This window comes from Micromonospora craniellae (genome assembly GCF_014764405.1).
GTDB classification, from domain to species: domain Bacteria; phylum Actinomycetota; class Actinomycetes; order Mycobacteriales; family Micromonosporaceae; genus Micromonospora; species Micromonospora craniellae.
In genome coordinates this window covers 1,082,570-1,096,113 of sequence record NZ_CP061725.1, presented here as the reverse complement: position 1 = coordinate 1,096,113, position 13,544 = coordinate 1,082,570, and the positions used below count along the sequence as shown (strand labels likewise).

At 72.7% G+C, this 13,544-nt stretch carries 12 protein-coding genes; 8 read left to right on the top strand and 4 right to left on the bottom strand.

The window, feature by feature from the left end; translation table 11 throughout:
• Positions 1-42 precede the first annotated feature (42 nt).
• The 4 genes from ID554_RS04990 to ID554_RS04975 form a co-directional block, all read right to left on the bottom strand.
• Positions 43-1,107 (bottom strand): tyrosine recombinase XerC, encoded by a 1,065-nt coding sequence (locus ID554_RS04990; RefSeq protein WP_117226718.1) that lies wholly within the window; start codon positions 1,105-1,107, stop codon positions 43-45.
• 31 nt (positions 1,108-1,138) lie between these two features.
• Positions 1,139-2,323, bottom strand: a complete 1,185-nt coding sequence (locus tag ID554_RS04985; RefSeq protein ID WP_191088718.1) for a DNA-processing protein DprA — start codon at positions 2,321-2,323, stop codon at positions 1,139-1,141.
• The gene (locus ID554_RS04980) at positions 2,320-3,837 is read right to left on the bottom strand and encodes a YifB family Mg chelatase-like AAA ATPase (RefSeq protein WP_117226717.1); all 1,518 of its coding nucleotides are present in this window, start codon (positions 3,835-3,837) and stop codon (positions 2,320-2,322) included. Before ID554_RS04980 ends, ID554_RS04985 begins: the two co-directional genes overlap by 4 nt.
• Positions 3,838-3,943: 106 nt before the next feature.
• The gene (locus ID554_RS04975; protein WP_117226716.1) at positions 3,944-4,303 is read right to left on the bottom strand and encodes a YraN family protein; all 360 of its coding nucleotides are present in this window, start codon (positions 4,301-4,303) and stop codon (positions 3,944-3,946) included.
• A 228-nt stretch (positions 4,304-4,531) separates the two neighbouring features.
• Between ID554_RS04975 and ID554_RS04970 the strand changes: the two genes are divergently transcribed.
• The 8 genes from ID554_RS04970 to ID554_RS04935 all read left to right on the top strand — a co-directional run bounded on the left by ID554_RS04970 (position 4,532) and on the right by ID554_RS04935 (position 13,493).
• Positions 4,532-5,542 carry a hypothetical protein gene (locus ID554_RS04970; RefSeq protein ID WP_223884438.1) on the top strand — a complete coding sequence of 337 codons (1,011 nt, stop codon included), beginning with the start codon at positions 4,532-4,534 and terminating at the stop codon, positions 5,540-5,542.
• Between the two features lie 320 nt (positions 5,543-5,862).
• Positions 5,863-6,735 carry a 30S ribosomal protein S2 gene (gene rpsB, locus ID554_RS04965; RefSeq protein ID WP_117226714.1) on the top strand — a complete coding sequence of 291 codons (873 nt, stop codon included), beginning with the start codon at positions 5,863-5,865 and terminating at the stop codon, positions 6,733-6,735.
• Between the two features lie 137 nt (positions 6,736-6,872).
• A complete protein-coding gene (gene tsf, locus ID554_RS04960) occupies positions 6,873-7,700 on the top strand; it encodes a translation elongation factor Ts (protein ID WP_117226713.1) in 828 nt (275 codons plus the stop codon).
• A 150-nt stretch (positions 7,701-7,850) separates the two neighbouring features.
• Positions 7,851-8,618 (top strand): UMP kinase, encoded by a 768-nt coding sequence (gene pyrH, locus ID554_RS04955; protein ID WP_117226712.1) that lies wholly within the window; start codon positions 7,851-7,853, stop codon positions 8,616-8,618.
• 80 nt (positions 8,619-8,698) lie between these two features.
• Positions 8,699-9,256, top strand: coding sequence for a ribosome recycling factor (frr, locus tag ID554_RS04950; RefSeq protein WP_117226812.1), 558 nt, complete (start codon positions 8,699-8,701; stop codon positions 9,254-9,256).
• A 298-nt stretch (positions 9,257-9,554) separates the two neighbouring features.
• Positions 9,555-10,895: a phosphatidate cytidylyltransferase gene (locus ID554_RS04945; RefSeq protein ID WP_117226711.1), complete on the top strand. Its 1,341-nt coding sequence runs from the start codon at positions 9,555-9,557 to the stop codon at positions 10,893-10,895.
• 104 nt (positions 10,896-10,999) lie between these two features.
• Positions 11,000-12,151: a 23S rRNA (adenine(2503)-C(2))-methyltransferase RlmN gene (rlmN, locus tag ID554_RS04940; RefSeq protein ID WP_117226710.1), complete on the top strand. Its 1,152-nt coding sequence runs from the start codon at positions 11,000-11,002 to the stop codon at positions 12,149-12,151.
• 31 nt (positions 12,152-12,182) lie between these two features.
• The gene (locus ID554_RS04935) at positions 12,183-13,493 is read left to right on the top strand and encodes a DivIVA domain-containing protein (protein ID WP_117226709.1); all 1,311 of its coding nucleotides are present in this window, start codon (positions 12,183-12,185) and stop codon (positions 13,491-13,493) included.
• The last annotated feature ends 51 nt before the right edge of the window (positions 13,494-13,544 follow it).

Genomic DNA, 13,544 nt, shown 5'->3' with positions numbered 1-13,544 from the left:
GATGATCGTAACCGCTGACCGGCGTCGCCCGGACCGCTCCGGTCAGGCGCGGGGGTGTGCCTGCCGGTACGCGGCGCGCAGCCGCTCCACCGAGACGTGGGTGTAGACCTGGGTGCTGGCCAGCGACGAGTGCCCCAGCAACTCCTGCACCGCCCGCAGGTCCGCGCCACCTTCGAGTAGATGGGTGGCGGCCGAGTGGCGCAGCGCGTGCGGACTCGTCCGGGGCAGGTCGGTCGCCTCGGCGTACCCGGCGACGATCCGGCGGGCGGTCGTCGGGTTCAGGCGACCGCCCCGGGCCCCGAGCAGGAGCGCGTCGCGCGAGTCCGGGACGGCCAACACCGTACGCCCCCACCCGAGCCAGTCGTCGAGAGCGTGTTGGGCCGGCAGCCCGTACGGCACGGTCCGTTCCCGACCGCCCTTGCCATGGACCCGGAGCACGCGTCGGGCGTGGTCGATGTCGGCGACGTCGAGCCCGCACGCCTCGCTGATCCGTACTCCCGTGGCGTAGAGCAGTTCGAGCAGCACCCGGTCCCGCAGTCGCACCGCCCCGGCGGCCCGGTCCGGGTCTTCGGGGCCGTCGGCGGGGGCGGGAGCCCGCCGGTCCGATCCGCTGGCACCGGTGCCGTCGACGGCCGACTCGGTGTGCGGGGCCGTGGCGCGGGTCGGCGCCTCCATGAGCTGGGCGGCCTGATCGGCGTGGAGCACCGTGGGCAGGGTCCGCTGCGGACGGGGACTGGCCAGGGTGGCGGCCACGTCGGTGGGCAGCAGCCGTTCCCGGTGCGCCCAGGCGCTGAAGGTCCGCGCCGCCGCCGCACGCCGGGCCATGGAGGCCCGGGCCGCGCCCATGGCGCGTTGTCGGGCCAGCCAGCTGCGTACCGTGTCGAGGGTCAACTCGGCGACCTGGGTGCAGCCCATCCGTCGGGCATGCTCCAGCAGGGACACCAGATCCGCGACGTAGGCCCGCACCGTGTGCGCCGACCGGTTGCGGACCGAGGCGAGGTGGCGCGCGAAGTCGTCCACCGCGTCGCGCAGCGGCTCCGGCAGCGCCGCGTGCACGGCCCGGGTGCCACGGGCGTCGCGGCCCTGCCCGCCGCCCGTACCCCGCACGCCGCCGCCCGTACCCCGCACGGCTGCCAGCCTACGACCGGCCGGCGGCGCTCGCGACCAGGGCGTAGCCGTCCTCGCGTCGCACCACGAAGGACAGTTCCTCCAACAGCGGCAGGGTACGCAGCACCGTGCGGACGGCCAGGCCGGCTCTGGCCGCGATGTCATCCACCCCGAGGGCGCCGCGCCGGGGCAGCGACTCCAGGACTGCCCTCGCGTCGTCGTCGAGCAGGTCGGCCGGCCGCTCCGGGCCGCGCGGCACCGGTGCCAACTCGCCGATCGGGCCCACCTCCTCCAACACCTGGGCCAACCCGGTCACCAGCCGCGCCGCCGGTTCTTCCCGCAGGATCTCGTGCGCGCCGACCGACATCGCGGAGGTGACCGGGCCGGGCACCACCATCGCGCGCTTGTTCAGGGCGAGCGCGCGCCGGGTGGTCTGGGTAGCGCCGCTGCGCGCCGCCGCCTCCACCAGCACGGTGCCCCTGGTGGCCGCCGCGATCACCCGGTTGCGGATGAGGAAGCGCGGCCGCAACGGCTCGGCGGCCGGCGGCCACTCGCTCACCAGCAGGCCGGTCTCGGCGATCCGGTCGAACAGCGCTGTGTTGCCCAGCGGGTACGGCCGGTCCACCCCGCACGCGAGCACCGCGACGGTCAACCCGCCGGCGGTCAGGGCGCCACGGTGCGCGGCGGCGTCAATGCCGAACGCGCCGCCGGAGACGACCGTCCATTCCCGGTCGGCCAGCCCGTAGGCCAGGTCGGTGGCGACGTGCAGACCGTACGGCGTGGCCGCCCGCGCCCCCACCACGGCCACCGAGCGCTCCAGCGCCTCGTCCAGCCGCCACGCGCCGCGTACCCAGAAGCAGAGCGGCGGATCCGTCTCGATGTCGACCCGACGCGGCTTGCCGGGCAGGTCCAGCCGGAGGTGGCGCAGTTGCTCGACCGTCATCGGCCACTCGTCGTCGTCGGGCGTGACGAGGCGGGCACCGAGCCGGTCGGCGCGGCGCAGCGACTCGGTGGCGACCGCCCGGGCGTCACCGGCCCGGGTCCGTGCGGCCACGCTGTCGCGCAGCTTCTCCTGCGGCGCCCCACCGTCGAGCAGCAACTCCAGTGTGGCGACCGGTCCGATTTCGTTCACCAGCCCGTACACCGAACGGGTGCCCGGCTCGGCCAGCCAGGTCAGCGCCACCCGTGCCAACCGCGATTCCTCGTGCGTGCTCACGTACCCTCTCCCGTCCTGAGTGTGATGGCCTCGGCGATGTCCTTGTGGTCCGGCCGGACCCGCCCGTCCAGGTCGGCGATCGTCCAGGCGAGCCGGATGACCCGGTCGAAGCCGCGGGCGGACAGTGACCCGGAGTCCAACCGGGCCCGCAGGTCGGCGGTGACCGGGTTGGGCAGCCGCCACGGTGGCCGGCGCAGGTACGGCCCGGGTATCTCGGAGTTGAGTCGCCTACCCAGCGCCGCCCATCGCCCGGCCGCGGCCTGCCGTGCGGCAGCGACCCGCGCGGCGACGACCGCCGAGGACTCGTGTGCGGCGGGTTCCATCAATTCGGCCGCCCGCATCGGTTGCAGGCGGACCTGGAGGTCGATCCGGTCGAGCAGCGGGCCGGAGAGCCGGCCGAGGTAGCGGCGGCGGGCCGTCGGCGCGCACTCGCACCGGTCGTCGCCCGCCGGGTTGGCACACGGGCACGGATTGGCGGCCAGCACCAGTTGCGCCCTGGCCGGGTACTCGGCGTTGCCCCGGCTGCGGGTCAGCAGTACCCGCCCGTGCTCCAACGGCTGGCGCAGCGCCTCCAGCGCCGGCTTGCTGAACTCGGGTGCCTCGTCGAGGAAGAGCACGCCCCGGTGCGCGAGGGAGATCGCGCCCGGTCGGGCCAGTCCCGCGCCGCCGCCGACGATGGACGGCACCGTGGCGGTGTGGTGCGGGGCCTGGAACGGCGGCCGGCGGATCAGTCGACCGCCGGCCGGCAGCAGGCCCGCGACGGAGTGCAGCGCGGTCACCTCCAGCGCGGCGTCGTCGTCCAACGTCGGCAGGATCGACGGCAGGCGTTCGGCGAGCATGGTCTTGCCCGCGCCGGGTGGCCCGATCAACGCCAGATGGTGTCCGCCTGCGGCGGCGACCTCCAGGGCCCGCCGGCCGAGACCCTGCCCGGCGACGTCGGCGAGATCCGGGCCGGTGGTGGCCTCCGGCATCTCGTCGACCGCCGGCTCGATCAGCGGTCGGCCGTCGCGGACGAAGCAGACCAGCCGGTGCAGGCTGTCCACGCCCCGCACCCGCAGGCCGGGCACCACGGCGGCCTCGGCCGCGTTGTCCGCGGGCACGATCACCCGGTCGATGCCGGCCCGGGCCGCCGCGGCCACCATCGGCAGGACGCCCCGGACCGGGCGTACCGCGCCGTCGAGACCCAACTCGCCCAGGATCGCCACGCCTTCCAGCGGCAGCAGCGGCAGTTCGCCCGAACCGCCGAGCAGGGCCACCGCGATTGCCAGGTCGAACGCCGAGCCGAACTTGGGCAGGGTGGCCGGCAGCAGGTTGAGGGTGATCCGGCGGTTGGGCCAGCGCTGACCGGAGTTCACCACTGCGGCGCGGACCCGGTCGCGGGCCTCGTGCAGCGCCGTGTCGGGCAACCCGGAGATCACCACCCCGGGCAGCCCCGCTGCGAGATCGGCCTCCACCTCCACCAGGTGCCCGTCCACCCCGACCAGGCCGACGCAGAGCACTCGGGCGTAGCTCATCGCAGACCCACCGGGCACTCGCGCGGCAGCACGACTCCGCCGGTCGGCGTGCGTTGCCCACCGCCGGTCGGTGGCGGCGTCGTGCCGCGTCCGGCCAGGCGGGGCATCAGAAGGCGCCCTTGAGGTGTTCGACGTGGGCCCGGCCGGTCGCGGGCAGCAGGACCGAGAGGACATCGAAGCGGATCTCGTCGGCGGTGGTGCCGGTGCTCGCGAGCCAGGCGGCGGCGAGCCGGCGCAGGCGGCGTGCCTTGCGCGGCACCACGGCCTCGGCGGGATTGCCGAAGCGTGTGGTGCGGCGGGTCTTCACCTCGCAGAAGGCGAGCACCGGCCCGTCCCAGGCGATGATGTCGATCTCTCCGGAGGGGCAGCGCCAGTTCCGCTCCACCGGCCGCAGGCCCGCCTCGATCAGGTGTCGGACGGCGCAGCGTTCCCCGTACCCGCCGACCGCCTGGTTCCGCTTGGTCATGACGGCACCCTGCGCCCGTACGCGGTGCCGGGGCGACCCTGCCGACGGGACCTGTGGACAACCGGAGGGGTTGTGGACGAGCAGACGATCATGCCTTCCGTGTGCTAGGCGTACGTTAATCCACGAATCCAGCCGTTACTCTGCGTATCTGGTCGAAATGGCACGCGGTCTCTGGCCAGCGGCGGGACGGAATGGCGTACGCCCCGTCTGGTCGCATACGGTGCCGACGTGGACGGACGACGCAGCTTTGCCGATGACCAGGAGTCGCGCTGGTACCCGGGTGAACGCGACCGCGGCTACGGCGACCCGGACTGGCGCGGTACCTCGGAGCCGCGGTACCGCGACGACGACCCCCTGACCGCTCCCGAGCCACGGGCGGACGACGACGATCGGTACGGCTCGCCGCGACGCTTCGGCACCCCTGATCCGCTCGGCGACACGCCGGTCGAGACCGAGCGCTACCGGGCCTCGCGTCTGCGGCGGCCGGATGCGACCGACCCGGAGAGTTCCGGCGAACTGCCGGCCGACCGCCCCGACCGCCCCGACCGCCCCGACCGCCCCGGCCGCCGTGCCGCCCGGGAGACGGCGCCGACCTCCGGCGGAGCATCGCCGCTGGTCGACCCGACCCGGCCGGCCCCGCTGGGCGGGTACCCGATCGTCGAGGCGAAACGGCCGGCGGAGGCGGCGAACCCGTTGGAGATGCCGACCGGGCCGATGCCCCCGGTGGCGCCCCGGACGGACCTGCCGAACGCCGACCACCCGCATCCGGCCGGTGGCGACACCGAGCAGTCGGCGGTCGGCGCGGGCGCCGGGTATCAGGCGGCCGCCACAGGTACCGGCTTCCAGGCCGGTGGAGTGGGATCCGGGTACCAGGCCGACGCCGCCACCGCCGGTTACCAGGCGTTGGCCGCGCAGCCGGGACTGCCCGCCGCCGACGGTGTCTACCGTTCGCGCCGTCCGGTGCTCGCGGTGCTGTTCGCCGTGCTGGTCGCGATCTTCGAGGTGCCCGCCCTGCTGGTGCTGCTGCACGGCGTCACCGCCGGTCCGGTCTCCGCCGCCGATGTGCTGACCGGCACGTTCCTGATGATCGGCCTGCCGATCTTCGCGGCCGGCCTGTACGGGCTGCGGACCACCGGCTTCTCGTTGACCGACGGGGCGCGAGGCTGGCTGCGTCCGCCCACCGCGTACCTGACCGTGGGCCTGGCGCTCTTCCTCGTCGCCGCGCTGGCCGCCGGCTGACCCGCCGCCGGCATCCGCGCCGCGCTCGGCGGGCGGACGCCGGCGTTCCCGGATGTAAGGAAGGGACCCTTACTAACGCCTGCGGTATAGAAAGGGTCCCTTCCTTACACCCGGGCGTGGCGGGGTGGGGAGGGCGCGTACACTGGTCGACTGGCGACCGCCTCGCGCGGTCGACCTCGCGTGCCCTCTCCACGAATCGTCGTGGGGCGACGGCCTCCCTGGTCCCGATCCTGTCGGGCCCGCCATGGCCGGCGACCGGGCACCAGGACGCCCGACCGCCGGTCGGGCGGCACAACCAGGGAGCGCAAGGAGTGCGAACCATGGCCGTCGTGACCATGCGTCAGTTGCTGGAGAGTGGTGTTCACTTCGGGCACCAGACCCGGCGCTGGAACCCGAAGATGAAGCGCTTCATCTTCACCGAGCGTAACGGCATCTACATCATCGACCTGCGTCAGACCCTCGACTACATCGAGAAGGCGTACGAATTCGTGCGCAACACGGTGGCCGAGGGCGGCAGCATCCTCTTCGTCGGCACCAAGAAGCAGGCCCAGGAGGCTATCTCCGAGCAGGCCACGCGGGTCGGTCAGCCGTACGTCAACCACCGCTGGCTCGGTGGCATGCTGACCAACTTCCAGACGGTGTACAAGCGGCTGCAGCGGATGAAGGAGCTGGAGGCACTCGGTGACCTCAGCGGCACCGCCGCCGGTTACACCAAGAAGGAGACCCTGCAGCTCTCCCGGGAGAAGATCAAGCTGACCCGCACCCTGGGTGGTCTGCGGGACATGCAGAAGCTCCCGGCTGCGGTCTGGGTGGTCGACACCAAGAAGGAGCACATCGCCGTCGACGAGGCCCGCAAGCTGGGCATCCCGGTGATCGCCGTGCTCGACACCAACTGCGACCCGGACGAGGTCGACTTCCCGATCCCGGGCAACGACGACGCGATCCGCTCGGCCGAGCTGCTGACCAAGGTCGTCGCCGCCGCCGTCGCCGACGGTCTGATCGCCCGCTCCGGCCGTCGCCGGGGTGGCGACGAGAAGCCGGAGGCCGGCGTGGCCACCGACGAGCCGTTGGCCGAGTGGGAGCGCGAGCTGCTTGAGGAGCCGAAGAAGGCCGACGAGCCGCAGCAGCCCGCCGAGCAGCCGGCCGCCGAGCAGCAGCCCGCCGAGCAGCCGGCCGCCGTCGCCGGTCAGTGACCCGCACCGCCGTCCGGCCACCGTCCGTCCCTGACGGTGGTGGCCGGCGGCGGGCAGGCCGGGCACGAACCTCTCGGAACCGGGTAATCGTCACCTCAGTCCATTTCACCCGCAGTCCCAACACCGAAGAGAGAGCCATGTCCCAGATCACCGCGGCGGACGTCAAGAAGCTCCGCGACCTGACCGGCGCCGGCATGATGGACAGCAAGAAGGCCCTGACCGAGGCCGAGGGCGACTTCGACAAGGCCGTCGAGATCCTGCGCGTCAAGGGCGCCAAGGACGTCGGCAAGCGGGCCGGCCGGACGGCCGCGAACGGCCTCGTCGCCCACTCCGGTCAGGCCCTGCTGGAGCTGAACTGCGAGACCGACTTCGTCGCCAAGAACGACGCCTTCATCGCGCTCGCCCAGCAGTTGGTCGAGCACGGTGAGCGCTCGGGCGCGAGCACCGCCGAGGAACTGCTGGCCAGCGAGATCGACGGCCGTCCGGTCGCCGACCTGGTCCAGGAGCAGTCCGCCAAGATCGGCGAGAAGCTGGTGCTGAACCGCTTCGCCAAGCTGGACGGCACGGTCGCGGTCTACCTGCACCGCAAGGCCCAGGACCTGCCCCCGGCCGTCGGCGTGCTGGTGCAGTACGCCGGCAAGGCCGACGAGGCCGGCGACGCCGACGCCCGTGGCGTGGCCATGCAGATCGCCGCGATGCGTCCGAAGTACCTCACCCGGGACGAGGTGCCGGCCGAGATCGTCGAGTCCGAGCGGCGCATCGCCGAGCAGACCGCCCGCGAGGAGAACAAGCCCGAGGCCGCTCTGCCGAAGATCGTCGAGGGCCGGGTCAACTCCTTCTTCAAGGACTTCGTGCTGCTGGAGCAGTCGTCGGTCACCGACAACAAGAAGTCGGTGAAGCAGGTGCTGGCCGAGGCCGGTATCGAGATCACCCGCTTCGTGCGGTTCGAGGTCGGCCAGTCCTGACCTCCGGCCGGGCGTACGCGCCCGTGCTGGGCAACGACACGTCGAGGAGGCCGCCGGTGTACGCGACACACACCGCGGTCTCCTCGTCCCATAAGGTCGGCAACGGCAGATGTGCGCACCCGGGCGCGGCAGTGGGGGAAGGACGGGCGTATGACGCAGGTTGTGAGTGACCCGACGCTGGCGGTGGACGACCCGACGGCACCGCCGCCCGGTCGGTCCCGCCGGGTGGTGCTGAAGCTCTCCGGCGAGGTGTTCGGCGGCGGCGAGATCGGTGTGGACCCGGACGTGGTCCAGGCCATCGCCCGGCAGATCGCCACCGTGGTCCGCCGCGGTGTGCAGGTCTCGGTGGTGGTCGGCGGCGGCAACTTCTTCCGCGGCGCGGAGTTGCAGAAGCGGGGCATGGACCGGGCCCGGGCCGACTACATGGGCATGCTCGGCACCGTGATGAACTGCCTCGCCCTGCAGGACTTCCTGGAGAAGGAGGGCATCGAGACCCGCGTGCAGAGCGCGATCACGATGGCGCAGGTAGCCGAGCCGTACATCCCGCTGCGGGCGATCCGGCACCTGGAGAAGGGCCGGGTGGTCATCTTCGGCGCCGGCGCGGGCATGCCGTACTTCTCCACCGACACGACGGCCGCCCAGCGCGCGCTGGAGATCCACGCGGACGTGGTGCTGATGAGCAAGAACGGTGTGGACGGCGTCTACAGTGCCGACCCCCGGATCGATCCGACCGCCAGTAAGTTCGACTCGATCACCTTCTCCGAGGTGCTACGCCGCAACCTGCGGGTCGCCGACGCGGCCGCCTTCAGCCTCTGCATGGAGAACGGACTACCGATGCTGGTCTTCGGCGCGCAGGGCGACGACACCATCGTCCGCGCGGTGGGCGGCGACAAGATCGGCACGCTGATCACCACCTGAGCTGACCGTCGACGGTGACCTCGGCGGTCCCGGTGACCCGACAAGCCCACGACGAGCACAAGAAGGAGGCGAGGAGACCGGTGATCGACGACACCCTCCTCGAGGCCGAGGAGAAGATGGAGCGTGCGGTCGAGCACGCCAAGGAGGAGTTCGGTGCCATCCGCACCGGTCGTGCCACTCCGGCCATGTTCTCCAAGATCATCATCGACTACTACGGCAGCCCGACGCCGCTGACCCAGATGGCGTCCGTGGGCATCCCCGAGCCGCGTATGGCGATCATCAAGCCGTACGACAACTCGCAGATCAACGCCATGGAGAAGGCGATCCGCGACTCGGACCTCGGGGTGAACCCGAACAACGAGGGCAACCAGCTGCGCATCCTGCTCCCGCAGATGACCGAGGAGCGTCGCCGCGACATGATCAAGGTCGCCCGGAACAAGGGCGAGGAGGCGAAGATCGCCATCCGCAACATCCGTCGCAAGGGCAAGGAAGAGCTTGACCGGCTCGTCAAGGACGGCGAGGTCGGCGAGGACGATGGCCGCCGCGCGGAGAAGGAACTTGACGACGTGACCCAGCGCTACGTGGCGCATGTCGACGAGTTGGTCAAGCACAAGGAAGCCGAGCTGCTGGAGGTCTGATCCGCAGCCGCCCCCGGCTCGTACGCACCCACCTCGTCGATCGCGACGTTGTCGTCATCCGGCCGTCCGGCCGGTAGAACAAGCTCATGATCGACGAGGTGGGTGGTGGGTACTGGTGCGTCCTGTGGAGCCTCCGGGTGCAGTAGGCTCGGCACGATTCCCGGCGACCCGGGGGTGAACGGTGGAGATCAACCGGCTTACCGGCCGGCGAAATCAGACGGAGCGCCTCGCGCGGGTAGGGGATGGTAGTGGCTGTGCGTCAAGTGGTTGATCTCGTACCGCTGTCGTCCGGTGCGTGATGTCCCACCTCGACCCCTACGGTGGCGCCGAGGCCCGCGGCTGGGACCGCCCGGATCGGCCGACCTCGTTGCCCTGGCCCGACCCGGACCTCGAACCCGGCCCGTGGTCACATGGACCGCGCCCCGGCGCTGAGCTCTCCGCCGAGCCGCGTACCCGTCCACGCCTGCCGGCCGACAACCCGTACGCCCGGCCCGCCGAGGACCGCGACGGCCCGGCCGGAACCGGCTTCGCCACCCGACCCGAGCCGTACGACGACCGTGACCCGCGTGACACCTCCGACGGTGACCCTCGGCGTGCCGAGGTGAACGGACGCCGCGACCTGGAGCACGAGGACGCGCCGACCGCACAGCTCGCACCGGTACGCCTCGGCGACGGCCGGGACCACGACGACGCGCCGACCACCCAGTTCGCTCCGGTGCCGGCCGAGGAGGCGCCGGAACCCGATGCGGACCCGGCGCAGGCCCGACGTCACCGGGGACGACGGCGGGCCGGTGCCGGCCGTCCGGCGACACCGCAGCCGGCGAACCGTGCCGGCCGGAACCTGCCGGCCGCCATCACCGTCGGGGTCTGCCTCGGCGCGGCCGTCCTGCTGCCGCTGTTCCTCTACACCCCGGCGTTCCTGCTGCTGATCGCCGCGGCCTACGGGGTGGGCATCTGGGAGATGTCCCGGGCGGTCCGCCGTGGTGGCGCCCGGGTGCCGCTGGTGCCGCTGGTCTCCGGTGGCGTGCTCACCGTCACCCTGGCCTGGTTCGCCGGCCTGGACGCGCTCCTGCTCGGCCTGCTGGTCACCGTCGCGGGCACCCTGGTCTGGCGGCTCGGGGACGGCGTCGCCGGTCTCCGGCGGGACATGACCGCGGCCACCCTGATCGCGGTGTACGTGCCCTTCCTCGGCGGCTTCGCCGCGCTGCTCGCGTCCTCGCCCGGGGACGGTCCGCTGCGGGTGCTGGTGACCCTGGTCGCGGTGGTGCTCTCCGACACCGGCGGGTACGCGGCCGGCGCCAACTTCGGCAAGCACCCGATGGCGCCGACGATCAGCCCGAAGAAGTCCTGGGAGGGGCTGGCCGGCTCGCTGGGTGCTGCGGCGCTGGGCAGCGCCGTGCTGCTCTGGCTGCTGTTCGACGTGGCCCCCTGGTGGGGGGCGGTGTTCGGGATGGCGATCTCGGTCGCGGCGGTCGTCGGTGACCTCGCCGAGTCCATGATCAAGCGGGATCTGGGCGTGAAGGACATGAGCAACCTGCTGCCCGGGCACGGCGGCCTGATGGACCGGCTCGACTCGGTCCTGTTCGCCGTGCCGACCGCGTACCTGCTGCTCGTGGTCTTCGTGCCGGCGGTGAACTGAGGCATGGACCATGCCGGCGTGCCCGGGTCGCGCAGGGGGTCGGAGCGGGTGCGTTCCCTCCGGACGGGTGCGTTCCCTGGCGGGCGTGCCAGACTGGACGGGCCATGACGAGTCTGCCCCTGATTCCGGTCGACCCGGACGCGCCCGGCGCGCGCCGGGCGGCGATGCCACCGCAACACCTCGCCGACCTCGACCTCGACGGCCGCAGAGAACTGGTGACGGAGCTGGGTGAACCGGCTTTCCGGGCCCGCCAGATCTCCACCCACTACTTCGGCCGGCTGGTGCGTGACCCGGCTCTGATGACCGACCTGCCGGCGGCGTCCCGCGACCGTTTGACCGACCGGCTGCTGCCCCGGCTGCTCAACCCGGTGCGGGAGATGGCCTGCGACGACGGGGCGACCCGGAAGGCGCTCTGGCGGCTGCACGACGGCTCGCTGGTGGAGAGCGTGCTGATGGGCTACCCGGACCGGGTCACGGTCTGCATCTCCAGCCAGGCCGGGTGCGGCATGGCCTGCCCGTTCTGCGCCACGGGCCAGGCCGGGCTGACCCGCAACCTCTCCACCGCCGAGATCGTCGACCAGGCGGTGTACCTGGCCGGGGTGGCCGCCTCCGGCGCGGTCGCCGGGTCGCCGCCGCGACTCTCGCACGTGGTCTTCATGGGCATGGGGGAGCCGCTGGCCAACTACAACCGGGTGATCGCCGCGGTCCGTCGGCTGGTCGCCCCGGCCCCCGAGGGCCTCGGCCTGTCGCAGCGTCACATCACCGTCTCCACGGTCGGCCTGGTACCCGCCATTCACCGGCTGGCCAGCGAAGACCTGTCGGTGACTCTTGCGTTGTCGCTGCACGCGCCCGATGATGAGCTTCGCGACGAACTCGTGCCGGTCAACCAGCGCTGGAGGGTGTCCGAGGTGCTGGCGGCGGCCTGGGCCTACGCGGCCCGGACAGGGCGTCGCGTGTCGATCGAATACGCGATGATCAAGGACGTGAACGACCAGCCGTGGCGAGCGGATCTGCTCGGGCGGCTGCTGGCCGGCAAGCTGGCCCACGTGAACCTGATTCCGCTCAACCCGACTCCGGGCAGCCGCTGGGACGCCAGCCCGAAGCCGGTCGAGCGGGAGTTCGTCCGGCGGTTGCGCGACGCCGGGGTGTCCACCACGGTGCGGGACACCCGAGGTCGCGAGATCGACGGGGCGTGTGGGCAGTTGGCCGCCGCTGAGGACAGGGGCACCGACCCGGCCGGGGAGATGTCAGCGTGACCGAGCGTGGCGAACGAGACCAGGAGACATAGTGGCGAGTCAGGGTCAGCGTTTCCGGCGTAAGGCGCTTCGCCGGGGCTACAAGGTTGACGAGGTGGACGCTTTCCTGGACCGGGTCGAGGCGACCCTCGCGGGTCAGCCCGTCGGTGCCCCGGTGGTCTCGCAGGAGGTCCACGACGTCGTCTTCCGGGTCCGCTTCAACGGCTACGACGAGTGGCAGGTCGACCTGCACCTCGACCGGGTCGAGCGGCAGCTGGCCGAGTTGGAGGAGCGCGGCGGCGCGGCTGCCCGGGGCAGCGACTCCGGGATGGGCTCGCCGGATCGGATGGGGCCGCCGGATCGGATGGGCTCGCCGGATCGGATGGGGCCGCCGGATCGGATGGGGCCGCCGGATCGGATGGGGCCGCCGGATCGGATGGGCTCGCCGGACCGCATGGGCCCGCCGGATCGGATGGGCCCGCCGATGCGCGACGAACGAGGCATGGCGCCGGTGTCGCAGCCGCCGATGCCGCCCCGGTCGATGCCGGCACAGGCCGGTCCGCCCTACGGCCGCTACGACGAACCGACCGGTGCCTTCGCCGGCGGGTACGACTCCCCGCGCGGCGGGTACGACGGGCCGCGCGGTGGCGGTCCGATGGGGCACGGTGGGCCGATGGGGCCCCCCGGCAGCCAGATGGGGCACGGCGGCCCGCCGTCGCGTGGCCTGCCCGCCGGTCCCGGTGGTTACGGTGGTCCGCCGTCGGAGGGCCGGGGTGGCTACGGTCCGCCGGACGGCCCAGGTGGTTACGGCTCGTCGGAAGGTCCGGGCGGTTACGGCTCGCCGGACTACGGCCCGGGCGGTTACGGTCCGCCGGAGGGCCGGGGTGGCTACGGCCCGCCGGACGAGCCGCGGTTCGACGGCTTCGAGGCCGGTCGGCGCGGCCGCGCCGACATGACCGCGGAGATCCGGATGCCGGACCGCGACGCGCGCCGTGGTCCGCAGGGGGGCCCGCCCGGTCCGCCGCAGCAGGCGATCGGCGGCCCGTCGATTGGCGTGCCCGCGATTGGCGGTCCGTCAGCCGTGGGCGGTCCGCCGATGGCCGGGCCGCCCGGCAGCGACCTCTACCGGGTGGACGAGATCCGGCGCAGCTTCCAGGTGCGCCGCTTCGGCAGCGGGTACGACCCCGACCAGGTGGACCGGTTCTTCGACAGCCTGCTCGGTGGGATGGCCGGACGGAACTCGATGCCGGTGAACCCGAAGGACCTGGACACGCTCCGGTTCGGGCTGGTGCAGGGCGGCTACTTCGAGGCCGAGGTCGACGCCGCGTTGAAGAACGTGCAGGACATTCTCTTCGGCCGTTGAGCCACCACGACGAGAGCCGCCCTGCGTGGCGGTACGACGAGGGCCCGCCCC

Coding starts and splice junctions, on each gene's coding strand:
- ID554_RS04980 (WP_117226717.1), bottom strand. CDS start 3,837: ATGAGCTACGCCCGAGTGCTCTGCGTCGGCCTGGTCGGGGTGGACGGG.
- ID554_RS04975 (WP_117226716.1), bottom strand. CDS start 4,303: ATGACCAAGCGGAACCAGGCGGTCGGCGGGTACGGGGAACGCTGCGCC.
- rpsB (WP_117226714.1), top strand. CDS start 5,863: ATGGCCGTCGTGACCATGCGTCAGTTGCTGGAGAGTGGTGTTCACTTC.
- tsf (WP_117226713.1), top strand. CDS start 6,873: ATGTCCCAGATCACCGCGGCGGACGTCAAGAAGCTCCGCGACCTGACC.
- pyrH (WP_117226712.1), top strand. CDS start 7,851: ATGACGCAGGTTGTGAGTGACCCGACGCTGGCGGTGGACGACCCGACG.
- ID554_RS04945 (WP_117226711.1), top strand. CDS start 9,555: ATGTCCCACCTCGACCCCTACGGTGGCGCCGAGGCCCGCGGCTGGGAC.
- rlmN (WP_117226710.1), top strand. CDS start 11,000: ATGACGAGTCTGCCCCTGATTCCGGTCGACCCGGACGCGCCCGGCGCG.